This window comes from Gordonia sp. G4, assembly GCF_057770005.1.
This window is the reverse complement of record NZ_CM173442.1, coordinates 4,245,130-4,267,781: the sequence shown is the minus strand read 5'-3', so window position 1 is coordinate 4,267,781 and position 22,652 is coordinate 4,245,130. Positions and strand designations below refer to the sequence as shown.

Here is a 22,652-nt window from a genome sequence, read left to right as displayed (position 1 = left end):
GTTTGAAGGCGACTGAGCTTGATCTCGGCTTCCGTAGCGACGAATATGTCGCAGCTGCGGTTGACCATCGAGGACTGAGCCCCGGACGGCTACTTCTTACCGCACCAGGCGACTGTCGACGGACATGATTGGGACGGTCTTAGACTTCACCGAGCGCGCGAGTGTTGCGGTAGCGCCCCATAGAGTGGTGTAACTCGGTGGCCGAGTTCGTTATCGACGTCGTGTCGTTAACGGATGCAGAGCGGCCACCGCGTGATCCTTCGAGTCAACCTTCCACAGAATCCTCGAGGAGTCATCGCGATGACCGCACCCCACATTGTCGACCCTGCAGGCCTTCTTGGCCAAGCCCTGGCCGAGGCATCACCAGATCTGATGCGTGAGCTGCTGCAAACCATGATCAACGCGCTGCTGTCGGCCGATGCCGACGCGGTCTGCGGAGCCGAATGGAACCAACGCACACCAGAGCGCACCAACCACCGCAACGGCTACCGCCACCGGCCACTGGATACCCGCGTCGGGACCGTCGATATCGCGGTACCCAAACTACGTTCGGGCAGCTACTTCCCCGAATGGCTCCTCGAACGCCGCAAGCGGGCCGAGTCAGCACTGATCACCGTCGTGGCCGACTGCTACCTCGCTGGAGTCTCGACCCGCCGGATGGACAAGCTGGTCAAAACTCTCGGCATCGACTCGCTGTCGAAGTCACAGGTCTCACGCATGGCCACCGACCTCGACGAGCAGGTCACAGCGTTCCGCCATCGTCGCCTCGACGAGGTCGGGCCGTTCACCTTCGTCACCGCAGATGCCCTGACGATCAAAGTCCGCGAGAACAAGCAGGTCGTCAAAGCCGTTGTCCTGCTGGCCACCGGCGTCAACGGCGATGGCCACCGTGAAGTGTTGGGCATGCAAGTAGCGACCAGCGAAACCAAAGCCTCCTGGAACACCTTCTTCGCCGATCTGGTCGCCCGCGGGCTGGGCGGGGTGCGTCTGGTGACCTCTGATGCCCACGCCGGACTGGTCGAGGCGATCGCGGCGAACCTGCCCGGCGCCGTGTGGCAACGGTGCCGTACCCACTACGCGGCCAACCTCATGGCGGTGTGCCCCAAGTCCATGTGGCCGGCGGTCAAAGCGATGCTGCACAGCGTTTATGACCAGCCCACCGCCACCGCCGTGCACGAGCAGTTCGACCGACTCCTGGAATACACCGAAGGCAGACTCCCCAAGGTTGCTGACCATCTCGGTGACGCTCGAGAGGACCTGTTGGCCTTCACAGGCTTCCCCGATGACGTGTGGCGACAGATCTGGTCCAACAACCCCACCGAACGACTCAACCGCGAAATCCGCCGCCGCACTGACGTTGTGGGTATCTTCCCCAACCGTGACGCCATCATCCGACTCATCGGCGCGGTCCTGGCCGAGCAGACCGACGAGTGGGCCGAAGGCCGCCGATACCTCGGCCTCGAGGTCCTCAACCGATGCCGACTGACCCTGACCACCGACACCACCACAACAACGGAGGCCACTACCGACCCGCTGATCGAACTGCCTGCCTGAAAGCCCGACGAAGGATCAGAAACGAGTTACACCACTACTTGGGACTTGACCAGTGTTGCGCTCGAGTTTGTGTTGCGCTCGCTGTTTCGCGGTCGCGCGGGCGACCGGTGGTGCGTCGTTCCGTGCGTCAGCAATGTGCTGCCAACTGTCACTGTGCGGCAGTCGATACCGTTGCCAGGGGAATGTTTCGCGGCGGTCAACCTCGCGAGCCAAGAACCCAGCAAGAGAGAGAAACCACTGTCCGATTACGCTCGCGTCTGGCGGCGGTACGAAAACCGTGCCATCAGATGGGATCAGCATTCCGCGACCTAAGACAACTACTCGGTCGACGTGGGCGGTCGGAAGCGTCAGCTCGTCGCAGGAGTCCCGGACTCTCAGCATCTCCTTCATCGCCCAGTCGTCCTCTGAAAGATCTGAGCGAAACGCCAGCACCGTCGAGAAGATTCTTGGTAGTCCGTCATCGGCGTGCTGGCCTCCTCGACGAGCGCTCGTCCACGGAGCGTCCCAAGGCCGGAGCTCGCGGAGCTTTATTGCCGACCCAATCGCGCGGTTGGTCTCTACTTTGGTCAGAGTTGACTTGACCTCTACTACAGCAAGAAGAGCCTCGGCAGGAAGGGTCACGACCTGATCAGCAATAGACAAGGGGCGCGTGTTGGAGTCGTCATAGATGATCACGTCAGTCTGGCCAGAGCAGTTGCCTGCTGCGTCTATCACTTCACCCGCGGCGACGGCAAACCGCGATGGAAGCTGATCCCGCAGGAAGTCCCGGACCGCAGATTCACGCGCTCCACCTCGATCTCCCATGTGCTGGTAGGCCTCTTCGGACTTCTTAAACGCTGTCTGGAGCGATTGGTCGGCCAAGCTGAACAGCCGCTCCGCGCGTGCGTGACCGGTCCTGGGTTGTCCTGTCGCCACACTCACACCTTCTGTAATCAAGCCAGCAATCCCCAGCCGCGCACAACCAGCTAGATTCTCGACTTCGACGGAGTTATCGAAGCGCGGGTAGAAGCAGGAGCCACATCGCTCACGGCGGTAGACAGTGATCTACATCATTCGCGTCGACCGAAGCAAGTCGCTCCGAGTCTGCGTCGAGAGACATGTGAAGTCGTGATCCTTGTCCAAACATCTAATCCAACGACTGCGCCTGTCGAGGCTTGAGTTACCCATCGTGCGTCCAGCCGCACATCGGCACTCTCGTTACCCTGGGCGGCATGGTGATGGCTGATCGTCCGGAGGTCCAGACCGCGTCGGCGCCGGTGACCGCGCTGACGGTCGTCGGCCTCGCGCAGAGCATGATCAACGGCCTCGCGCGGGTGCCGTTCCGCAAGCCCTGGTCGGGTCCGTCCGGATTGCTCGACAACGTCGGCCAGTCCGTCACCCGCCAGACCATCCGCGCGTTCATGGGCTACTCGATGGGACTGCCGATCGAGGAGTTCCGGTCGATGGAGAAGATCCTCGACGACCTGTGCCGCATCGTGATGCCGCCCTTCGTCGAGCTGACCGACGGCGTCGAACTCACCGACGACATCGTCGGCGGGGTCCCCGGGCTGTGGTGTCGCGCCAAGGCCAGCTCCGACGCCTACGTCGACGACGAGAAGGACAAGGAAGAGATCGGCGCGACGATCCTCTACCTGCACGGCGGCGGATACATCGGCACCTCGCCGATGATGTACTCCGCCTTCGCGGCGTCGCTGGTGCGCATCGCCGGACACGAGGTGTTCATCGCCGACTACCGGATGGCCCCCGAATTCCCTTTTCCCGCAGGTGTTCACGACGCCGCCGACGTGTACCGGGGGTTGCTGGGCCGCGGCGTCGACCCGGACCACATCATCGTCGCCGGTGACTCCGGCGGAGGTGGGCTCGCGGCGTCGCTGGTCGCTTACCTTCACGACCACGACCTGCCTCGTCCAGGCGCACTCGCATTGTTCTCCCCCGAGATCGATCTCGACCTCGACCACCCGTCGATCACCGAGAACGCCCAATACGACATCCTGCCCTGGAGCATCCCGGTCACTCCCTACCTGCACGGTGTCCAGCCGAACGACGCGCGGGTCTCACCCGTCAACGCCGAACCCGACCCGTCGTGGTTCCCGCCCACCTTCGTCTGCTGGGGTGGCAGCGAGATGTTCCGCGACGGGATACGCGACTTCGCGGCACGGCTCGAGGCATCGGAGGTGCCGACACACGCCATCGAAGAACCCGGCATGTTCCACGTCTTCCCCATCCTCATGCCATGGGCCGAGGCGTCGAAGCGCGTGTTCCGGGCGTTGTCGGAACTGGCGGACGGGCACGTCGAAGGTGATCCGGACGCTGCGCAGACGCACTGAGTTTGCCGCGCGGATCGTCGAGGCGTCGTCGTCGCCGGGTGTCGTGGGGAGCGAACGTAGCCCGGCCGAGATCCCTGGTCGCCGCCTCCCGGGCGGGCGGATCGTGACAGCGGTTTATGTTGGACGAACCAAGAGCCTCAACGGACCTCCGCCGTGGATACGGCCGATGTGGTGACCGACGCTGAGAAGAGGGGACAGACATGCCGTATCTCGGGCTGATCTACCTGCTGATCCTGGTGGTCGCGCTGATCGACATCATCAAGACCGACGACGCCGCCGTGCGCGGGCTGCCCAAGTTCGCCTGGGTGGTCCTGGTGGTGATGATCCCACTGGCCGGCGCGCTGGTATGGCTGGCGGTCGGACGCCCCACCGCTGACGAACGACCGCGCCGGCAGTCGGCCGCGGCCGGTGAGTTCCCGGAATACGATCACCCCAGTCGCTACATTCCGCGGGACCCGGAGGCGGACCAGGAGTTCCTCCGGCAGGTGCGAGAACGCGCCGAACAGCAACGTCGGACCGCGCGCGAGCAGCAACGAGCCGCCGACAGGACCGACCGCACCGACGACCAAGGTCTGCCACCGACCACGACGTAGCAAGCAGAGGCACGGAGGCAGAGTTGAGGTACGGCACCGCGTCGGGGGCCATGACGGTCCGCCTGAGGAAGCGGTGGGCACAGTCACCCGAGCACGAAGGCGAGCAGGAAGCCACCGGCGGTCGCGAGGCCGACCCACCATCCGCCCTCGCGGTATGCCTCCGGCATCAGCGAGTTTGCAAGCACTCCAAGCGTCGCGCCGCCGGCGAACGCCTGCACCACGCTGATCGCGGTCGGTGAGATGGCGTCGGCCACCGCGTACCCGCCCACCGTGACCGCAACCAGGACGACGGCGGTGAACAACCACATCGCCAGCGCCGAGCGGATCGAGGCGTCGTGCTCGCGACGCATCAACGACGCTCCGCTCACCGCTTCAGGGACGTTGCCGACCGCGATCGCCACCACCAGTACGAGCGAACCGCCCGCGGTGAGCGAGACACCGAGCGCGGTGTTCTCCGGGACGCCGTCGAGGAACACGCCGATCATCAGCGCGGGTCCGATGGCCGACGACCCGAGCTTGGTTTCGACGAGCCGGTCGGCGACGACGTAGACCGCGGTGCCGGAGAACAGCGCCATCGCCGCGACCCCGGTGCCGGCCTGGGTGAAAGCCGGTTCGAACAGTTCGGTCGAGACCGCCGCGATCATCGTCCCGGCGCCGAACGCCATCAGGGTCGCGAGGATCGGATTCGGCAGATTCCAGCGCAGCCCGATTGCAGCGCCGACTGCGATGGGAACGGCGGTCGCGAGACCGTACAGAACCGCGGTGAGCATGAGGACAAGGTTGCCTCGTGCATCGGTCGATAGCGAGTGGGGTGCGGAGTTTCCGGCGCGGCTTGCGTGGACCCTTCGTGGCTCGTCGCTTGCGCTCCTCGCACCTCAGGGAGCAATGGGGGGTCGGTTCTTTTGGATTGGCGAGTGGGGCACGCGGGAGTGGTGATTGTGGGTTGCGGCGCCCTTCGTGGCTCGTCGCTAGCGCTCCTCGCACCTCAGGGAGCAAATGGTGGTCCCTCGCACCTCAGGGAGCAATGGGGGGTCGCTTCTTTTCGATTGGAGAGCGCGGGTGGTCGCTTCGCTCCCCCAACATCAGCGAGCAAGAGGCGATGAAGGATCTGTAATCCAACAGGTCACAGAATTGCGGATACCTCGATGGACCGTGCTGGGGCGCGAGGGATACACTGTGTATGTCCGACGAACCGGTCAGACCCCCGACCCGACCGGTTCGTCGGACATTTTTGTCTGCTCAGCCGGGCATGCGTGTCGGTCGACCGACCAGGGTCGTGTTACACGATTCGGCGGTTTCTTTATTCCGCCGGAAACCATTCGGTAATCGGTGGCGAGTGAACTGAGTGTCGTAGCGAGCAATCGCTACTCGATAAGACCGGATCTTCGGTCGAACCACTCCGGGCAATGATGCCCGATCCCACCTTCGCACGTCGAGCCGCCTTGCGGCCGAACACTTGCAGACACCGTCTCGCCATCCCAGGAGTTCTTGTGCCCTCTTTCGACGAAACCATCACCGAGAACATCGCCGCGTCGCTGGCGGAGATCCCGCACCCCTCACTTCCCAAGGGCTCGAACATCTATGGCGGTACCAAGATCTTCCCGGACTACCAGGCCGAGAACGGTGAGTCCTACTTCACCCTCGTGCACGGCATCGCACACGAGTCGTCGGTGTCCTTCGTGGCCGTTCTTCAGGCCACACGCGCACTTCGCAAGGGCTTCGAGTCGGCCATGTACTTCTACGGTCCGGGGGCCATCAATTGCCTTGCCACACGCGGATTCCCGACGACCGGCGACTCAGGGTTCCCCGGCGAGCAGAACATCAACAACTCGCTGGAGACCTTCATCTCCGAGGGCGGCACCGTGTTCTGCTGTCGCTTCGGCCTCGCACTGCACGGCGGACGCGAGGAGGACCTGATCGAAGGTGTCATCCCGGCACACCCGCTCGACGTGCAGGACGCGCTGATCCACTACGCCCGCAAGGGCGCAATCATCAACTCCACCTACATGGTCTGAGGATCCGAAACACATGACCACCATCGGAACCGTCGCGGCGAACTTCACCCGCGACCTCGAGCAGAACTACGCGACGATCGAACAGTACGTCGGCGAAGCACGAACGCGGGGAGTCGACCTCCTGGTGTTCCCGGAAGCGGCGATCGGCGGATACCTGTCGTCGCTGGGCAACCACGGCGACACCCGGAAGAACAGCGCCCAGTCGTTGCCGCCGGCGATCTCCCTCGACGGACCCGAGATCGCTCGGGTGCAGTCCATCGTCGGCGATCTGGTGGTGGCGATCGGATTCTGCGAACTCGGCGAGGACGGCGAGACCCGCTACAACGCGGCCGCCGTCCTCGACGGGAACCACATCTTCGGCAGCTACCGCAAGGTGCACCAGCCGCTCGGCGAGAACATGTCGTACTCGTCGGGCGACGGATACGGCGTCTTCGACACTCCGGTCGGACGTATCGGTCTCCAAATCTGTTACGACAAGGCCTTTCCCGAGGCTGCCCGGATCATGGCACTCAAGGGTGCCGAGATCATCGCCAGCCTGTCCGCATGGCCGGCCGCACGGACCGCGACCGCCGAGAACCTCCAAGACGATCGGTGGACCTACCGGTTCAACCTCTTCGACACCGCGCGGGCCCTGGAGAACCAGGTGTTCTGGGTGGCTTCTAATCAAAGCGGGACATTCGGGTCGCTGCGCTACGTCGGCAACGCCAAGATCGTCGACCCGGGCGGAAACATCCTCGACACAACGCTTCTCGGGAGCGGACTGGCCGTCGCCGAGGTGGACATCGCGGAGAGCTTCACCGCCATGCGTGCCGGGATGTTCCACCTGCGGGACCGTCGGCCCGAGGTGTACGGCATGCTCGTCGAAGCCGACAGCGATTCCGACGCCGGCGCCGATTTCGCCTGGCGGGACCTCGCTCATGCCTGAGATGACCGTCCAGGTGCGCTGGCCCGACGGGCTGTTCCGCCAGTACTACTCCCCCAGCCTCGTGCTGCACGACCATCTCGCGCCAGGTACCTACCGCGTCGACGACTTCCGGTCGCGTGCCACCACCGCACTCGACGAGGCCAGCGCACGGGTCCGCGCCAAGTACGGCTTCGCCTGCACGTCCGCGGCGGCGTCGGCCGAGGAGATCTCCATCGACGCCGCTCGGCACCCCGATTCCGCAGAGGTCGAGGTGGTCTCGATGTACCCGCCGTTGCCGGGTGCGGAAGTGGTTTCGACACGGGGCGTCGCTTCGCTCCGGCCCGGCTCAACCAGCGGAGGGGACGCGGGCGTCGCTTCGCTCCGGCCCGGCTCAACCAGCGGAGGGGACGCGGGCGTCGCTTCGCTCCGGCCCGGCTCAACCAGCGGTGGAACCAGCAGTGAGGAGCTCTCATGAACGCACACGTGCCGGTTGTGGTCATCGGCGGCGGACAGGCCGGGCTCTCGGTCAGCTGGTACCTCGGACAGGCCGGCGTCGAGCATCTGGTCGTCGAAGCCGATACCGCAGTGCATGCGTGGGCCGACAAGCGCTGGGACAACTTCACCCTCGTGACGCCGAACTGGCATTGCAAACTCCCGGGTTACGCCTACGAAGGTCCGGATCCGGACGGGTTCATGACCCGCGACGAGGTCGTGGAGTGGCTGCACGGGTGGTTGCAGACGTTCGAACCGCCGCTCGTCGAACACACGAAAGTCACTCGGCTACAGCGGTTGTCCGGTGATCGGTTCGAGCTGACACTCGACGGCCCCGACGGGATCCATTCGATCACCTGCGACCACGCCGTGATCGCGACGGGTGGATACCCACTGCCGGTGGTGCCGCCGTTCGCGCCGTCGCTGGATCCGGCAGTGCACCAAGTGCACTCTGAGGAGTACTTCAATCCCGAACAACTCCCCGACGGTGCTGTGCTGGTCGTCGGGTCGGGCCAATCGGGCACGCAGATCGCTGAAGACCTGCACCTCGCCGGCCGGCAGGTACACCTCGCGATCGGGAATGCGCCGCGGGTCGCACGCTTCTACCGCGGCCGCGACTGCATGACATGGCTGTCGGACATGGGCCTCTACGACACCCCGACCCAGGAGTACCCGGGCGGACGTGCCGCACAGGAGAAGACCAACCACTACGTCACCGGACGCGATGGTGGTCGCGACATCGACCTACGACGATTCGCCGTCGAGGGCATGAAGCTCTACGGCGTCCTCACCGACGGCAAGGACTCGACGCTGCGGTTCGCGCCGACCCTGACCGCTGCTCTCGACCGCGCCGACGCCGTGTACAACTCGATCTGCGGCGACATCGACCGTCACATCGACAAGCACGGCATCGACGCGCCCAAGGGTTCTCGATACGAACCGGTGTGGGTTCCGGACGTGGATCCGGTCGAACTCGACCTCGCCGCCGAGGGCGTCACGTCCATCATCTGGGCGATCGGCTACCGGCCGGACTACCGGTGGATCGAGGCCAGCGCCTTCGACGGCGGCGGTCGGCCCATGCAGACCCGCGGGATCACGGAGGTTCCCGGACTCAGCTTCGTCGGGTTGCCGTGGATGCACACCTGGGGGTCCGGACGGTTCCTCGGTATCGATCGCGACGCGCGGCATGTGGCGGAGCACGTTGTCGAGGTGGTACGGAGTGGGCAGCCGTATCTGGCTGCTGCGCAGTGATTTTGGTTCAGATTGTCGCGGGGGTTCACGGGACCCTTCGTGGCTCGTCGCTAGCGCTCCTCGCACCTCAGGGAGCAGAGGGGCGTCGCGCTCACCGGCGAGCGGACAGTTCATTCTTCTAAGGAGTACCCATGACGGTATCCACACGAGTCGACCTGGCGTTGCTCGGTATTCGCGGTGACCCGCCGTTGCAGCGCAGTGGCGGTGCGGGGCCCAGCGACGACGGTCACCTGATGGTCGACGGCTTGCACGCCGCGATTCCGCGGAACCCGCAGAGTCCGTTCGTCTTCGACGGTGACCGAGTGTTGTACGACGGGGTCGACATCGGTGTCGAGGTCAGCGCCATCGGACGTCCGCGGTTCTACGACCTGCAGACCGCCGAGGGCGTCAGCTACGAGAAGATCGCCCGCCTGCACGGCCGCAACGTGCTGGCCACGACTGTTCTGCAGACCTGCATCCGCTACGCCGAAGATCAGCGCTGCCGGTTCTGCTCGATCGAGGAGTCGCTGAAGTCGGGCTCGACGATCGCGGTGAAGAAACCCGAGCAGCTCGCCGAAGTCGCCCGTGCGGCGGTCGATCTCGACGGCGTCACCCAGATGGTCATGACCACCGGCACCAGCGGCGGGCGCGATCGCGGAGCCCGCCACCTCGCCCGGTGCGTCCGAGCCATCAAGGAGGCGGTGCCGGAACTGCCGATCCAGGTCCAATGCGAGCCGCCTGCGGACCTCGCCGTCCTGACCGAACTCCGCGAGGCCGGCGCCGACGCCATCGGGATTCACGTCGAATCGCTCGACGACGACGTGCGGCGCCGCTGGATGCCCGGCAAGTCGACGGTACCGATGGCGGAGTACCGCGCGGCCTGGGCCGAGGCGGTCCGGGTGTTCGGCCGCAACCAGGTGTCGACCTACCTGCTGGTCGGTCTCGGCGAGGACACCGACGAGATGATCGCCGGCGCCAAGGAACTGGCCGACTTGGGGGTGTACCCGTTCATCGTGCCGTTCCGTCGTCACGCGGGGACCCTGGCCGTCGACGTCGACGATGCTCCCGCACCCGATCCCGCGATCGTCGAGAAGATCAGCCGTGAGGTCGCGGGCCATCTGAGCTTCATTGGCATGTCCGGGTCGGAGCAGCGGGCGGGTTGCGCGGCGTGTGGTGCGTGCAGCGTGCTGCCGACGGTCGGAGGCTGAGATGCTGTCCATCCCCCGCGGTTCGTCCGCGACTCCGCTGCCGGGCGAACTGTCGATCCTGTCCGGGCTGCCGCGAACGACTCCCCGGTCCGAGTTCCTCATCACCGTTGCGGACAGCCCCCGGGAGCTGGCGGCGTATCGGGCGCTGCGACACCGCGAATTCGTCGAGCGCCAGGCACTTTTCGAGCACACCGATCTCGACGACACCGACGAGGACCCACGGACCGCCGTCCTCGTCGCGACCCTGCCCGACGGGACGATCGCGGGCGGGGTGCGGGTTGCCCCCACACCGTGGGCGGGCTCGGCACACGCCGACATCGGCTGGTGGTTCGGGAGTCGTCTCGTCGTCGCCGAGGCGGGGCACACCGCCGGACTGGGCGCAGCACTCGTCCGGGCGGCGTGCGCGCACGTCGAGCAGCTCGGTGCACTGCGGTTCGACGCCACCGTCCAGGATCGGTACGCACCGATGTTCGTCCGCCTCGGCTGGCGGGATCACGGTCCCGGGCCGCAGATCGAGGGTCGGTCACATCGGGAGATGCGCTACCCGGTCGACCGAGTTCAACGCACGGTCGACGGGACGAAAGCAGTTCTCGCCGAGGCGCTCGCGCCGTTCGCGGAGATGCCCGGCGGACTGGGATCCGCCGGATTCCGCGGCGACGACGGCGTTCCGCTGCCCGGCACCGACGTGATCGCTGCTTGTGACGCCATCGTTCCGTCGATGATCGAACGCGATCCCGAATGGGCCGGCTGGTGTTCGGTGCTCGTCAACATCAACGACCTCAGCGCCATGGGTGCTCGACCACTCGGTCTGCTCGACGCCGTCGGGGCGCCCACGACGTCACACCTGACCCGCATCATCCGGGGCATCAGCTCGGCCGCGGCGGCGTGGCGAACACCCGTTCTCGGCGGACACACCCAGGTCGGCGTGCCGTCGGCGCTGTCGGTGACCGCACTGGGCACGACGGACCGTCCGCTGCGAGCCGGAGGCGGCGCCGTCGGCGACACCGTGACCCTCCATGCCGACCTCGGCGGCTCCTGGCGACCGGGTTATCACGACCGCCAATGGGACTCGACGAGCTCCCGCAGCAGCGACGAACTGTGCGCCATGGCGTCGCACCTGGCGAACGTCCGACCCGCGTCGGCCAAGGACGTCAGCATGGCCGGCATCGTCGGAACACTGGGCATGCTCGCCGAAGCGTCGGGAACCGGGGCCGAACTGGATGTGACGGCGGTGCCGCGACCCGACGATGCCTCGATGGGCGCGTGGCTCACCTGCTTCCCCGGTTACGCCATGCTCAGCACCAACCGTGCCGGCGCCCGATCCGCGGTCCCCGCGCCTGACCCGGTGACGACTGCCGACTGCGGCCGGCTGACCTCCGAACCCGGCGTGCGGCTGCGGTGGCCCGACGGTGAGACGACCGTCGCCGTCGCGTCGACCGTCACCGGGCTGGGCAGCGCATGAGTCCACACCCGGTATCGGACCCCAGCGGTACAGTTCGCCCATGAGGACGGTCACCCTCGGCGCCCTCGCCGCGCACTTCGGACGCGACGTGGAACGCGGTGTCGCCAAAGCGGTCGGCATCATCGAATCCGCCGCACGCGACGGCGTCGACCTCCTCGTCTTCCCCGACGCCTCGCTCGGCGGTTACCTCGGCGACCTGCGCCATCCCGACCCGGCCGAGCTGCCGCCCCCTCTCCACCCCGACGCTCCCGAACTCGCCGCGATCGCCGCCGCCGCCGGCGACATGACGGTGTGTATCGGTTACACCGAAGCCGTCGACGACCAGCGGTTCAACACCGCCGTCTGCGTCAACGGAGACGGAATTCTCGGTACGCACCGCAAAGTCCATCAGCCCGCGGGCGAGGAACTCGCATACGCGGCCGGTGACCGGTTCGGCGCCTTCGACACCCCGGTCGGCCGCCTCGGCATGCTGATCGACTACGACAAGACGTTCCCGGAGTCGGCGCGCACGCTGGCCCTCGACGGGGCGCGGATCATCGCGGCGCTGTCCGCGTGGCCCGCCAGCGTCACCGACCGTGCCGCTCGGCTGCCCGCCGACCGACAGTCACGCCTGTTCGACCTCTACGACTGCGCCCGAGCTGCGGAGAACCAGGTCTTCGTCGTGTCGTCGAACCAGACGGGGGTGATGGGTTCGCTGCGCTTCCTCGGACAGGCGAAGGTCGTCGGACCAGGCGGCGACGTCTTGGCCACCACCCGATCGAAGGGTGGATTGGCCACGGCAACAGTCGATGTCGATGCCGAGGTCGACCGCGCCCGACGGGTCCTGAGTCATCTCGGCGAACTCCGGCCGGACACCTACCGGTCGACGACGTCGGCGGACCAGCGATGACCGGGGCGTCGAATCCGTCACTGCGCGTCGCACTGCTCACCTACTCGACGAAACCCCGTGGCGGCGTGGTCCACACGCTGAACCTGGCCGAGGCGATGGCCCGGCTCGGCGTCGATGTCACGGTGTGGTCATTGGCCCGCGGCGGCGACGAGGGCTTCTTTCGTGCCGTCGATCCGGCTGTCCGGGTGCGGCTCGTCACCTTCCCTGATCGCGAGAACGAGACGATCACCGAACGCATCGTCCGGTCCATCGACACCCTGCGGGCTGCGTTCGATCCCGGTGCCTACGACATCGTGCACGCGCAGGACTGCATCAGCGCCAACGCCGTTGGGACGTGTATCCGTACCATTCATCATCTCGACCAGTTCACGACGCCCATCCTCGTCGACTGCCACGAGAAGGCCGTGGTCGATCCGTATGCGCGGATCTGTGTGTCGCGCGCGGTCGCCGACGAGGTCGAATCGGGCTGGGGCCTCACCCCGACTGTGATCCCGAACGGCGTTGCGTATGAACGCTTTGCCGGCGCTGCGTCGGATGATACCGATGCCTCCGAAGCGCGCCGACGCTGGTCGGATCGGCTCGGCGACTACGTGTTGGCCGTCGGCGGGATCGAACCGCGCAAGGGCAGCATCGACCTGCTCGACGCGTATGCCGTTCTGCGCACAGCACATCCGGAACTGACGCTCGTCTTCGCCGGTGGCGAGACCCTGTTCGACTACCGGGACTACCGTGCCGACTTCGACCGTCGGCGCGCGGAACTCGACGTCGAACCGCTCGTGCTCGGCAACGTGCCCGACGACGACCTCCCGTCGCTCGTCGCCGCCTGCCGAGTGTTCGCGTTCCCGTCGGTCAAAGAAGGTTTCGGCTTGGCCGCGATGGAGGCGCTCGCCGCGGGACGGCCCGTCGTCGCGCGAGATCTCCCCATCCTGCGCGAGGTGTTCGGCGAGACCGTCGCCTATGCCTCGACCGTCAGAAAGCTGGCGTCCGCTCTCGAGGCGTCACTCGCGCCCGACCCCGACCGCGTGGTCTCGGGACGTGCCCTGGCCGCCTCGCTGACGTGGGACGACGCGGCGCGCCAGCACCTCGAGTTCTACGCGCGGCACCCGCATCCGGCGGGGCGGATCGACACGCGGGAATGAGCGACTCGCGCAGGAACGAACGCGCCGGGATGCTGGCGGTGGCGCTCACGGCCATCCTGTGGGGTACGTCGGGTACCGCGGCGGCGATGGCCCCGGCGCTGAGTGCCGTCACCATCGGTGCCGTGGCCATGTGCGGTGGCGGCCTGTTGCAGGCGTCTGTCAACGCGCGGGCGATTCGACGCTCATGGTCACAGGTGACCGCGCAGTGGCGGGTCGCGCTCCTCGGCGGGATCTGCGTGATGATCTACCCGCTGTGCTTCTTCGGATCCATGCGCGTCGGCGGCGTCGCGCTCGGCACCGTCGTGTCCCTGGCGTCGGCACCGCTCGTGTCGGCGGTCATCGAACGGGTCGCCGAGGGTCGGAAGCTGACCCCGCGATGGACGGTCGCCTGCCTGCTCGGCATCGTCGGCAGCGCGGCGCTGGCTTTGTCGCGGAGCGAGTCGTCACACGGGGACGCGCTGTCGGGCAATCAGTCGGCCGCGCTGGGCGTCGGGCTCGGGTTGCTCGCCGGGATCACCTATGCCGGGTTGTCGTGGTCGATGCGTCGACTGATGAACAGCTCCGTGCCGCGCGGCGCCGCGGCCGGGACCGTCATGGGTCTGGGCGGGGTCTTGCTGCTGCCGATCGTCGCGCTCGGCGTGCCTGCGATGGTCGCGCACCCCGAGACGCTCGGTGTCCTCGCCTACCTCGTCCTGGTCCCGCAGTTCCTCGGGTACGTGTTGTTCAGCCGCGGGCTCGGCCGGATCGACAGCTCGACCGCCACCACCATCACCCTGATCGAGCCCGCCGTGGCGACAGTGCTGGCCGTCGTGGTGCTCGCCGAACCGATCACCGCGATCGGATGGGTGGGCATCGCACTGCTCGTGATGGCCTTGCTCGTACTCCTGGCTCCTCGCCTTCCTACATCGACCGGCCCGGCATCCATTAGCGTCGACTCAGAATCATCGACAGGGAGGTCGACGTATGAAGCAGTTCCGAGAGGCCGTCGAGGCACGTGACGAGCAGGCGATGAGCGCGCTGCTCGCCGACGACGTGGTCTTCACCAGTCCGGTCGCGTTCAAGCCGTACCCGGGCAAGGCGATCACGTCGGCCATCCTCCGTGGCGTGCTGCGGGTCTTCGAGGACTTCCGCTACATCCGCGAGATCAACGACGCCGGCGGACACGACTCGGCACTCGTCTTCGAGGCCGTGGTGGGTGGCAAGAAGATCACCGGGTGCGACTTCATCCACGTCGACGACGACGGCAAGATCGACGACCTCATGGTCATGGTCCGCCCGCTGTCGGGTGCGCAGGCCGTCGCCGCCGCGATGGGCGCGCAGTTCGATCAGATCGCCGCCGAAGCCGCTGCCGACTCCGAAGGGGCTGTCCAGTGAAACTCGGTCTGCAACTGGGCTACTGGGGCGCGCAACCGCCGACCCATCACGCCGAGATCGTCGCCGCGGCCGAGGCGTCCGGCTTCGACAGCATCTTCACCGCCGAGGCCTGGGGATCCGACGCCTACACCCCACTGGCGTGGCTAGGGTCGTCGACCGAACGTGTCCGGCTCGGGACGTCGGTGCTGCAGTTGTCGGCCCGTACCCCGACCGCCTGCGCGATGGCCGCGCTGACCCTCGACCACCTGTCCGGCGGGCGGCACATCGTCGGACTCGGGGTGTCGGGGCCGCAGGTCGTCGAAGGCTGGTACGGGCAGAAGTTCGCCAAGCCCCTCGCCCGGACCCGCGAATACATCGACATCATGCGCCAGGTGTGGGCCCGCGAAGCCCCCGTCAGCAGCGCCGGGCCCCATTACCCGCTGCCGTTCACCGGAGAAGGCGCATCGGGACTGGGCAAGTCGCTCAAGCCGATCACCCATCCGCTGCGCAGCGACATCCCGGTGATGCTCGGTGCCGAGGGGCCGAAGAACGTCGCGCTCGCGGCCGAGATCGCCGACGGCTGGCTGCCGCTGTTCTACACGCCACGGATGGCCGACACCTACAACGAGTGGCTCGACGAGGGCTTCGCGCGCCCCGGTGCACGACGCAGCCGCGAGGACTTCGAGGTGTGTGCCACCGCCCAGATCGTCGTCACCGACGACCGTGCGGGCACCTATGCCGCGATCAAGCCGTTCCTGGCGTTGTACATGGGCGGGATGGGCAGCGAGGACACCAACTTCCACGCCGAGGTCTACCGCCGCATGGGGTACTCCGACGTCGTCGACGAGGTGACCGCACTGTTCCGGAACAACCGCAAAGACGAAGCAGCACAGATCATCCCCGACGCCGTCGTGGACGACTCGGCGATCGTCGGCGACCTCGACCACGTACGCGAACAGATCAAGGTCTGGGAAGCGTGTGGGGTGACGATGATGCTCGTGTCGCCGGGAAGCGTCGCCGAGGTCGAACAACTCGCCGACCTCATCCGGTGATGCTCTCCCCCGCCCAGGTCACCGTCATCGATGCGGTGGTCTCATTCGACGCGCCGCTCGACGTCACTTTCGACTACCTCGCGGACCCGGCGAATCGTCCGGAGTGGCAGTCGAGTCTGCGGCGCGTCGACGACCTGCGGCCGATCGGTGACCGGGCGGGTGACGTCGGGACGAGCTGGACCGACGTCACCGTCGTACCCGGGGTGTCACCGCGGATGGAAGTGACTGTGTGCCAGGGGCATCGCGTGTGGCAGGAGATCGGGCGGTGGCGGTCGGTCGACGCGGTCCTGACGTTGACCTTCGCCGAGCGTGACGGTGGGAGCCGGGAAGGGGGCACCGATGTCCGTGCCGAGGTGGTGTTGACGGTGCCGGCGGTCGGCGGGTTGGTGCTGACCGCGGCGCGGTGGCCCGCCGCGCGAGCGGTGCGGGCCGATCTCGAGCGAGCCGCACGTGTTCTCGCCGGTCGTGGCTCTCGGTGAGTGGTCGCGGCTCGGGTAGCGTTCCCAGGGTGAACATCAAGAACGCGACACTCGTCCTCGGCACCGCCCTCGTCCTGGCCGTCGCCGGTTGCAGCTCCGACTCCGATTCCGGTTCGGGCACAACGGAACCCACGGGGACCGCGGCGACCGGCGGTGCTGAGACACCGGCAGGATCGGAGAGCTGCCCGAGCGCACCCGCGAACGCCGACGCCACACCGCAGTGGACCGAGCAGGGCACCACCGGCAGCCTGCAGATGGTCGCGTCCACAGCGACCCAGGCCCCGGACATCACCGTCGAGAACCCGTTCAGCGTCGATGCCACCCAGGTCAAGGTCCTCGTCGAAGGTGACGGCGCCGTCGTGCCAGAGACCGCTTCGGTGTCGGTCTGCTATGTCGGTGTGAACGGCCGCACCGGCGAGACCTTCGACAGCGCCTACGCAAACGGCTCCCCCGCCACCTTCCCGCTCGACGGCGTGATCCCGGGCTTCAGCAAGGCCATCGCCGGGCAGAAGGTCGGGTCCAAGGTGGGCGTCGCCATGACGTCGGCCGACGGCTACGCCTCCGGAAACCCCCAGGCGGGCATCGAGGTCGGCGACACGCTCGTCTTCGAGATCAGCATCCTCTCGGCGTCGTAAGGCGGTAGTTCCCGCAGCCTGCGAGGCAGCCTTCCCCTGCTCCCTGAGGTGCGAGCGCAGCCCCCCTGCTCCCTGAGGTGCGAGCGCAGCCCCTGCTCCCTGAGGTGCGAGCGCAGCGAGCCACGAAGGGCCCGTACCGATTTCGCGGTGCGGGCCCTTCGTGGCTCGTCGCTTGCGCTCCTCGCACCTCAGGGAGCAGAGGCAGGGGGCGTCGCTTGCGCTCCTCGCACCTCAGCCTGAATCCGTGGATGAGGTCTGGTCGGGTGAGGTCGCGGTGTTTGAGTGTCTGATTGTGTTGTGGGCGTGTGGTATTCGCTGACCTTGTGTCAGCTTTTTCACTGGGGTTCCTGGTCGTGGGTGGGCATGTGAGGGTTGAGGGGTCAGGTGGTGTGCACTGCGGCCCACAGGGCGGTGAAGGCGTGTTGGGTGGGCCAGTGGCGGGGTAGGTGCAGGACGGGTGTTCGTGCTGGTCGGGCTAGTCGGGCGGGTATCGCGATGAGTGTGCGGCGCAGCGTTGCGCCGCGGGCGGCGCGGAGTCTGGGGGTGGCGGTGAGTGCGGCGAGGGTGCGCATCAGGTTGTGGCTGATGGCGGTCAACGCCAGCCAGGCGGCGTTGGCGCCGAACATCCCGGAGGGTAGGTGTGCCAGCGGTCCGTCGATGAGGTCGGCGAACACGGTTTCGATGATGGCGTGGCGGCGGTGGGTGATGTCGGCGGTGACGGTGTCGTCGGTGGTGTTGGTGAAAAACGAGTGGTATCGCCAGGCGGGCATCAGGGTGTCGGTGTTGGCGGGGTGGTGGGCTTTGACCCGGCGCACGATGAGTCGGGCGGTGACCGGCTGTGATGACTGGGGTTGCACGGTGTGCAGGGTTTCGGCGACTTCGGCCTCGGAGATCAGTTCGCCGGTGTCGGGGTCGGTGACCGCGCCGGGGTAGTGCACCGGGGTCCAGGCGTCGTCTCCGATCGCGGTGATGGCGCGGGTGATCGCGGTGTTGGTGCGCAGGACCAGCGAGAACGTCGCTGCGAGGCGTTGGCAGGTGCGCATCACCGCGGCGGTGCCATAAGCGGAGTCGCCGCGTACGGTGATCTCCCCGCTTGCCCCACACTGCCGTGCAGTAGTGAGGGTTTCAGCGATCATCTTCGCGGCCCCGCTACCGGAGGCGCAGCGGCCGGCGCGCAGCCAGGCGTTGGCGATCACCGGTGGATGATCGGGTGCGGACAGAGTGGTGATCAGCGGGGACAGACCTTTGCGCAGGAGTTCACGTCCAGCGATCTTGGCGTGCCCGTAGGAGGCTCCGGCCTTGTGGTAGCCGTAGACCGGGCGCAGCAGCGAGTCGATGTCGACAAACACCCGGGACCCGTCGGTGGGTAGCAGGTCAGCGGTGGCGCACATCGCTGGTAGTGCCCGGGTCATCACCGCGTTGAGTTGTCGGGCATGGCCGGGGGTGAACTCGCGCAGCGTTTGTCCGATCGTGGCTGGGGCGTACACGTGGTCGAACAGGCGGGTGTGCCCACCACTGCGAACCATCCCGAGGTCGTCGATACTGTCAGCACCGCAACAGAATCCGGCGATCACGGTCAACAGTTTCGCCTTGAGGTTGGCCCCGGCCGAGGCGACCTGGGTGGTGCCGAGATCGACCCGGTCGTCCAGCAGAGACGCCAACCCGGTCGACTCGGCCACCGCCATGACCGGTACCAGCCCGGCGTGCGACACCAGGTTGTCGTCGTCGAAGACAGCGGATGTGGCGGTGAACTTGTGCGATACTTTCACTGAAAGTGCCTTCTGAGCTGGAATGTTTTGTGTCTCAACACCACCAATCATTCCAGCTCAGAGGGCATTTTCACGTTATCGACACCCCGCACCCATCCACGGATCCAGGCTCAGGGAGCAGAGACAGGGGCGTCGCTTGCGCTCCTCGGGGGCTGTCAGATCTTGCGGTGCCGCAGGTTGATCGGCAGACCGTCGGCGGGGGTCGGTCCGGTGCCGTAGGTCAGTTCCGGGCGGTAGTCGGCCGGGACGTCCCACTCGAAGCGCAGCAGCATCTGGTGCAGGATCGACTTCACTTCCATGCCACCGAAATACAGGCCGATGCACTTGTGTGCGCCGCCGCCGAAAGGCGCCCACGCGAACCGGTGGACCTTGTCTTCGCGACGTTCGGCCGAGAAACGTTCGGGGTCGAAGTGGGTGGGGTTGGGCCACCACTCCTTGCGCAGCATCGTCGCCCACGGGTGGATGGCGAGCAGGGTCCCCTTCGGGATGTAGTGGCCGCAGATCTCGGTGTCCTCGATCGCCATGCGGAAGAGCATGCCGACGGGGGCGTTGAGGCGCAGGGTCTCCTTGAACGCCAGCTCCATGCTGGGCAGCTCGTCGACGTCGTCGTAGTCGATCGTCGGCTTGTCGAGGGCGAGGGATTCTTGGCGCAGACGCTCCTGCCACTCAGGATGGCGGCCGAGGAAGTAGGTCAGCATCGACAGCGCGATGGTGCTGGTGTCGTGCGCCGCCATCATCACGAAGATCATGTGGTTGACGATGTCCTCGTCGGAGAACGTCTCACCCTCGTCGCTCTCGGCGTTGCAGAGGACGCTGAACAGGTCGTCGGCATCGTTGCCGCGACGCAGCGGGATCTCCGAGCGGAAGTACTCCTGCAGCGCCTCGCGGCCCCGGAGTCCCTGCGCCCAGGTCCAGTTGCCGACGTCCTTGCGGACCATCGCCTGGCCGCCGCGGACCGCAGCCTCGAAGGCATGCTCCAGGCGGTGGGCCTCGGACTCGCTGACGTGCGCACCCATGAACACCTCGGTCGCCAGCGACAGGGTGAGATCCTTGGTGCGCGAGTACATCCTGAACCCGTTGCCGACCTCCCAGTTGGCGAGGGTTTTCTCGATGTGCGGCGTCATGATGTCCAGGTAGCCGGTGAGCCGCGGCCGGCTGAACGCCTGCTGCATGATGCGGCGGTGCTGCATGTGCTCGTCGAAGTCCATCAGCATGACGCCCCGGCGGAAGAACGGCCCGATCATCGGTTCCCAGCCGAGCTCGCTGGAGAAGGCCTTCTTGCGGTTCATCCAGACCGCTTCGATCGCGTCCGGGCCGACAAGCGTGACCATGTTCATGCCCAGCGCACCCGACCACGAGACCTCGCCGTACTTCTCGAACCGGTCCATCGCCGACTTCAGCGGGTCGACCAGCGCCTCGAGCGTGTTGCCGAGCCACGGGATCCCCGGGTCACCCATGACCGGCTTGAGGTCGGACCCGGCGGGTGGCTCGGCCAGCGGGCGCTCCGAGCTCGGGTACATGCTGCTCGCCTTCGCCAGCACGCTTTGGATCTGCTTCTTCCGACTCGTCATGAACCTGCCACTCCCCGTTGATCCGATGTGCGTTACATCACTGTGCACCAGTGGAACGGATTTTAGCGCTTGTTTCAAGGGGATCGCGCAGACGAGGTGTTCGGGCAGGTTGTGCGAGCGTGTCGGCGCCTCTCCGGGCGGCGAGCACGCGTGGCGCGGACGATCCCAGGGCGATGAGGACCACCAGGCCCCAGAGCAGGTACGACGACCCGATGACGTGCTGCCACCAGGACCAGGACAGCTCGGCGTCGTACCGCTGCGGGATGCGCTGATGCGGCGCGACGGCGAAGATGACCAGTCCGGTGCCGAACAGCCACCACCAGATCGTCGACGCCGTTGGCCGCGTCGCGAGGTAGGTGAGCAGGATCAGCAGCGGGACCACCCACACCCAGCTGTGGTCCCAGGCGACCGGCGAGCAGAACAGCGCGGCGAAAGCGACCGCGATCAGGGCCGCCACGTCGTGCGGTGTCGTCGTTCGAGGGTCTGCCGGTGCCGCGGACACCAGACGCCACGCCACCCACGCGATGAGCAATCCGACGACCAGCGAGACGAGGAACCATGCGAGGTCGGATTCCGCACCCAGGCGTCCGAGTTCACCCTTGATCGACTGGTTGTTCGCGAAGTGTGGGCTCCCGATCCGGTCGGTGTCGAAGAGGGTCGACGTCCAGTAGGTCGTCGAGTCGTCCGGTGTCAGCAGATGGCCCAGTGCGGCGTAGCCGACCGCCGAGAGCGCAGCCACTCCCAGTGCACGCCAGTCCCGCCGGACGAAGAAGTACAGCAGGAAGACCGCGGGAGTCAGCTTGATCGAGATGGCGAGACCGACGAGGAGTCCGTTCCACCACCTGCCCCGGCCCAACAGGGCGTCGACGACGACGAGCGTCATCAGCACGATGTTGATCTGTCCGAAGTTGAGAGTGTCGCGGACCGGCTCGAGCCAGAGACCGACCGTCGCGGCCGCCGTTGCGAGCCACCACAGGTCGGAGGCCGATCGGTCGAGGAGGCGCGACAGCACGATCCGGCACACCACGAGCAGACAGCCGATGGACATCGCCGTGAACAGGGCCTGCCCGACTGCCAGCGGGACGAGGGTGAACACCGAGAACAGCGCGGCGGCCAGCGGCGGATAGGTGAAGGGCAGACTCGCGCCCTCGGCCAGCGGTGGCAGGACGCCGTACAGCTCGTCGCCGTCGAGCAGGACCTGACCACCCATGCGGTAGACGTCGAAGTCGATGCGATACGGGGCGGGCGGCTGATTCGGCAGGACGACGATCGCGACCACCGAACTGATGAGGAAGGCGGCGAGAGTCGCCCATCGTGCCCAGGGCGTCTCCAGGTAGCGATCCAGCGAACTCCGGGTGGTTCCAGCAGCAGTCACGAGCCCTCACTTCCGAGCGGGATCGTATCGCGGGGCGCGCCCTGCGCATCGGAGCGGAGTCTGGGACCGGCCGTCGTTCGGTAGGTGTCAGGCCGCGCCGGCGCTGCGTCGAGGAGCGCGTGCCGGAGTCCGGGACTCTGCCGGGTAACCGTCGAGCATGATGGTCGCGACCGCGCCGAGCGCACGGTCCCATGCCAGCGTCATGGCCGGAGTCCACGAGTCGCCGGCGATCTCGCTCATGGCGGCGATCATGCATTCCGCGACTGCCGTGTACATCGGCCGCGTGACGCCGAACCCGGCGTGCCGACGCCCCAGCGCGTGCAGCGTCGTCGTCAGCCACTCGGCGTCGTCGACATGCTTCACCACCGACACGACCACGTTCCGCAACATCTCGGCCTGGGTGCGACTGTCTCGGCCGAACATCGCACGGACCGTGGGATAGCGGTCGAACAGGATCTCGTAGAAGCGAACGGTGAGTCCCGAGTCGGGCAGGTCGACGAGGGCCAGGCTCTCTTCGAGCAGTTGCTTGTCCATGTGCGGACTTTGCTGCCCGGGCATTGCGGCTGGACTCGCGACGCGGAAGGCAGAGGTAACAGTGGTCTCAC

General features: G+C 66.7%; 22 protein-coding genes. 16 read left to right on the top strand and 6 right to left on the bottom strand.

Annotation, left to right across the window (positions count from 1 at the left end; all coding sequences use genetic code 11):
* The first annotated feature begins 300 nt into the window (after window positions 1-300).
* Window positions 301-1,554, top strand: a complete 1,254-nt coding sequence (locus tag AC3B5T_RS19205) for an IS256 family transposase (protein WP_488357822.1) — start codon at window positions 301-303, stop codon at window positions 1,552-1,554.
* Between the two features lie 15 nt (window positions 1,555-1,569).
* Here the strand turns inward: AC3B5T_RS19205 and AC3B5T_RS19200 are convergent, their stop codons facing one another.
* A complete protein-coding gene (locus AC3B5T_RS19200) occupies window positions 1,570-2,469 on the bottom strand; it encodes a DUF6602 domain-containing protein (RefSeq protein ID WP_488357821.1) in 900 nt (299 codons plus the stop codon).
* A 296-nt stretch (window positions 2,470-2,765) separates the two neighbouring features.
* Between AC3B5T_RS19200 and AC3B5T_RS19195 the strand changes: the two genes are divergently transcribed.
* A complete protein-coding gene (locus AC3B5T_RS19195; protein ID WP_014926788.1) occupies window positions 2,766-3,881 on the top strand; it encodes an alpha/beta hydrolase in 1,116 nt (371 codons plus the stop codon).
* A gap of 200 nt (window positions 3,882-4,081) precedes the next feature.
* Window positions 4,082-4,474, top strand: coding sequence for a PLD nuclease N-terminal domain-containing protein (locus AC3B5T_RS19190; protein ID WP_055477252.1), 393 nt, complete (start codon window positions 4,082-4,084; stop codon window positions 4,472-4,474).
* Between the two features lie 83 nt (window positions 4,475-4,557).
* Here the strand turns inward: AC3B5T_RS19190 and AC3B5T_RS19185 are convergent, their stop codons facing one another.
* Window positions 4,558-5,244 (bottom strand): ZIP family metal transporter, encoded by a 687-nt coding sequence (locus AC3B5T_RS19185; RefSeq protein WP_010842624.1) that lies wholly within the window; start codon window positions 5,242-5,244, stop codon window positions 4,558-4,560.
* A 720-nt stretch (window positions 5,245-5,964) separates the two neighbouring features.
* On the opposite strand from AC3B5T_RS19185, the gene AC3B5T_RS19180 reads away from it, so the two are divergent.
* From AC3B5T_RS19180 to AC3B5T_RS19120, 13 genes are all read left to right on the top strand, one after another.
* A complete protein-coding gene (locus AC3B5T_RS19180) occupies window positions 5,965-6,489 on the top strand; it encodes an MSMEG_0572/Sll0783 family nitrogen starvation response protein (RefSeq protein WP_004019804.1) in 525 nt (174 codons plus the stop codon).
* A 13-nt stretch (window positions 6,490-6,502) separates the two neighbouring features.
* Window positions 6,503-7,414: a carbon-nitrogen hydrolase family protein gene (locus AC3B5T_RS19175; RefSeq protein ID WP_055477251.1), complete on the top strand. Its 912-nt coding sequence runs from the start codon at window positions 6,503-6,505 to the stop codon at window positions 7,412-7,414.
* Window positions 7,407-7,868 (top strand): MSMEG_0570 family nitrogen starvation response protein, encoded by a 462-nt coding sequence (locus AC3B5T_RS19170; protein ID WP_055477250.1) that lies wholly within the window; start codon window positions 7,407-7,409, stop codon window positions 7,866-7,868. Before AC3B5T_RS19175 ends, AC3B5T_RS19170 begins: the two co-directional genes overlap by 8 nt.
* Window positions 7,865-9,136 carry an MSMEG_0569 family flavin-dependent oxidoreductase gene (locus tag AC3B5T_RS19165; RefSeq protein ID WP_055477249.1) on the top strand — a complete coding sequence of 424 codons (1,272 nt, stop codon included), beginning with the start codon at window positions 7,865-7,867 and terminating at the stop codon, window positions 9,134-9,136. Before AC3B5T_RS19170 ends, AC3B5T_RS19165 begins: the two co-directional genes overlap by 4 nt.
* Window positions 9,137-9,267: 131 nt before the next feature.
* Complete coding sequence (locus tag AC3B5T_RS19160; RefSeq protein ID WP_055477248.1) at window positions 9,268-10,323, top strand: MSMEG_0568 family radical SAM protein; 1,056 nt, start codon at window positions 9,268-9,270, stop codon at window positions 10,321-10,323.
* 1 nt (window position 10,324) lies between these two features.
* Window positions 10,325-11,785: an MSMEG_0567/sll0787 family protein gene (locus AC3B5T_RS19155; protein WP_055477247.1), complete on the top strand. Its 1,461-nt coding sequence runs from the start codon at window positions 10,325-10,327 to the stop codon at window positions 11,783-11,785.
* 40 nt (window positions 11,786-11,825) lie between these two features.
* Window positions 11,826-12,674 (top strand): carbon-nitrogen hydrolase family protein, encoded by an 849-nt coding sequence (locus AC3B5T_RS19150; RefSeq protein WP_010842631.1) that lies wholly within the window; start codon window positions 11,826-11,828, stop codon window positions 12,672-12,674.
* A complete protein-coding gene (locus tag AC3B5T_RS19145; protein WP_055477246.1) occupies window positions 12,671-13,813 on the top strand; it encodes an MSMEG_0565 family glycosyltransferase in 1,143 nt (380 codons plus the stop codon). The genes AC3B5T_RS19150 and AC3B5T_RS19145 overlap by 4 nt, the downstream gene beginning before the upstream one ends.
* Window positions 13,810-14,811, top strand: coding sequence for a DMT family transporter (locus AC3B5T_RS19140; RefSeq protein ID WP_055477245.1), 1,002 nt, complete (start codon window positions 13,810-13,812; stop codon window positions 14,809-14,811). The genes AC3B5T_RS19145 and AC3B5T_RS19140 overlap by 4 nt, the downstream gene beginning before the upstream one ends.
* Complete coding sequence (locus tag AC3B5T_RS19135) at window positions 14,777-15,187, top strand: nuclear transport factor 2 family protein (RefSeq protein WP_010842634.1); 411 nt, start codon at window positions 14,777-14,779, stop codon at window positions 15,185-15,187. Before AC3B5T_RS19140 ends, AC3B5T_RS19135 begins: the two co-directional genes overlap by 35 nt.
* Window positions 15,184-16,218 carry an LLM class F420-dependent oxidoreductase gene (locus tag AC3B5T_RS19130; protein ID WP_055477244.1) on the top strand — a complete coding sequence of 345 codons (1,035 nt, stop codon included), beginning with the start codon at window positions 15,184-15,186 and terminating at the stop codon, window positions 16,216-16,218. The genes AC3B5T_RS19135 and AC3B5T_RS19130 overlap by 4 nt, the downstream gene beginning before the upstream one ends.
* Entirely contained in the window at window positions 16,218-16,697 is a 480-nt protein-coding gene (locus AC3B5T_RS19125; RefSeq protein WP_055477243.1) for an SRPBCC family protein, read from the top strand. The genes AC3B5T_RS19130 and AC3B5T_RS19125 overlap by 1 nt, the downstream gene beginning before the upstream one ends.
* Window positions 16,698-16,726: 29 nt before the next feature.
* Entirely contained in the window at window positions 16,727-17,332 is a 606-nt protein-coding gene (locus AC3B5T_RS19120) for an FKBP-type peptidyl-prolyl cis-trans isomerase (RefSeq protein WP_055477242.1), read from the top strand.
* Between the two features lie 380 nt (window positions 17,333-17,712).
* On the opposite strand, the gene AC3B5T_RS19115 is transcribed toward AC3B5T_RS19120, so the two are convergent.
* The 4 genes from AC3B5T_RS19115 to AC3B5T_RS19100 all read right to left on the bottom strand — a co-directional run bounded on the left by AC3B5T_RS19115 (window position 17,713) and on the right by AC3B5T_RS19100 (window position 22,581).
* On the bottom strand, window positions 17,713-19,101 hold the full coding sequence (locus AC3B5T_RS19115; RefSeq protein ID WP_488357820.1) for an IS1380 family transposase: 1,389 nt from the start codon (window positions 19,099-19,101) through the stop codon (window positions 17,713-17,715).
* A gap of 155 nt (window positions 19,102-19,256) precedes the next feature.
* Window positions 19,257-20,672, bottom strand: coding sequence for a cytochrome P450 (locus AC3B5T_RS19110; protein WP_197282844.1), 1,416 nt, complete (start codon window positions 20,670-20,672; stop codon window positions 19,257-19,259).
* Window positions 20,673-20,709: 37 nt separating this feature from the next.
* Window positions 20,710-22,047 carry a glycosyltransferase 87 family protein gene (locus tag AC3B5T_RS19105; RefSeq protein ID WP_488357819.1) on the bottom strand — a complete coding sequence of 446 codons (1,338 nt, stop codon included), beginning with the start codon at window positions 22,045-22,047 and terminating at the stop codon, window positions 20,710-20,712.
* Between the two features lie 87 nt (window positions 22,048-22,134).
* Window positions 22,135-22,581, bottom strand: a complete 447-nt coding sequence (locus tag AC3B5T_RS19100; protein ID WP_055477333.1) for a globin domain-containing protein — start codon at window positions 22,579-22,581, stop codon at window positions 22,135-22,137.
* Window positions 22,582-22,652: the final 71 nt, after the last annotated feature.

What these genes read in the sequence shown, in the direction of transcription:
- AC3B5T_RS19205 (WP_488357822.1), top strand. Translation starts at nt 301, where the DNA reads ATGACCGCACCCCACATTGTCGACCCTGCAGGCCTTCTTGGCCAAGCC.
- AC3B5T_RS19195 (WP_014926788.1), top strand. Translation starts at nt 2,766, where the DNA reads ATGGTGATGGCTGATCGTCCGGAGGTCCAGACCGCGTCGGCGCCGGTG.
- AC3B5T_RS19190 (WP_055477252.1), top strand. Translation starts at nt 4,082, where the DNA reads ATGCCGTATCTCGGGCTGATCTACCTGCTGATCCTGGTGGTCGCGCTG.
- AC3B5T_RS19185 (WP_010842624.1), bottom strand. Translation starts at nt 5,244, where the DNA reads ATGCTCACCGCGGTTCTGTACGGTCTCGCGACCGCCGTTCCCATCGCA.
- AC3B5T_RS19175 (WP_055477251.1), top strand. Translation starts at nt 6,503, where the DNA reads ATGACCACCATCGGAACCGTCGCGGCGAACTTCACCCGCGACCTCGAG.
- AC3B5T_RS19170 (WP_055477250.1), top strand. Translation starts at nt 7,407, where the DNA reads ATGCCTGAGATGACCGTCCAGGTGCGCTGGCCCGACGGGCTGTTCCGC.
- AC3B5T_RS19165 (WP_055477249.1), top strand. Translation starts at nt 7,865, where the DNA reads ATGAACGCACACGTGCCGGTTGTGGTCATCGGCGGCGGACAGGCCGGG.
- AC3B5T_RS19160 (WP_055477248.1), top strand. Translation starts at nt 9,268, where the DNA reads ATGACGGTATCCACACGAGTCGACCTGGCGTTGCTCGGTATTCGCGGT.
- AC3B5T_RS19155 (WP_055477247.1), top strand. Translation starts at nt 10,325, where the DNA reads ATGCTGTCCATCCCCCGCGGTTCGTCCGCGACTCCGCTGCCGGGCGAA.
- AC3B5T_RS19150 (WP_010842631.1), top strand. Translation starts at nt 11,826, where the DNA reads ATGAGGACGGTCACCCTCGGCGCCCTCGCCGCGCACTTCGGACGCGAC.
- AC3B5T_RS19145 (WP_055477246.1), top strand. Translation starts at nt 12,671, where the DNA reads ATGACCGGGGCGTCGAATCCGTCACTGCGCGTCGCACTGCTCACCTAC.
- AC3B5T_RS19140 (WP_055477245.1), top strand. Translation starts at nt 13,810, where the DNA reads ATGAGCGACTCGCGCAGGAACGAACGCGCCGGGATGCTGGCGGTGGCG.
- AC3B5T_RS19135 (WP_010842634.1), top strand. Translation starts at nt 14,777, where the DNA reads ATGAAGCAGTTCCGAGAGGCCGTCGAGGCACGTGACGAGCAGGCGATG.
- AC3B5T_RS19125 (WP_055477243.1), top strand. Translation starts at nt 16,218, where the DNA reads ATGCTCTCCCCCGCCCAGGTCACCGTCATCGATGCGGTGGTCTCATTC.
- AC3B5T_RS19110 (WP_197282844.1), bottom strand. Translation starts at nt 20,672, where the DNA reads ATGACGAGTCGGAAGAAGCAGATCCAAAGCGTGCTGGCGAAGGCGAGC.
- AC3B5T_RS19100 (WP_055477333.1), bottom strand. Translation starts at nt 22,581, where the DNA reads ATGGACAAGCAACTGCTCGAAGAGAGCCTGGCCCTCGTCGACCTGCCC.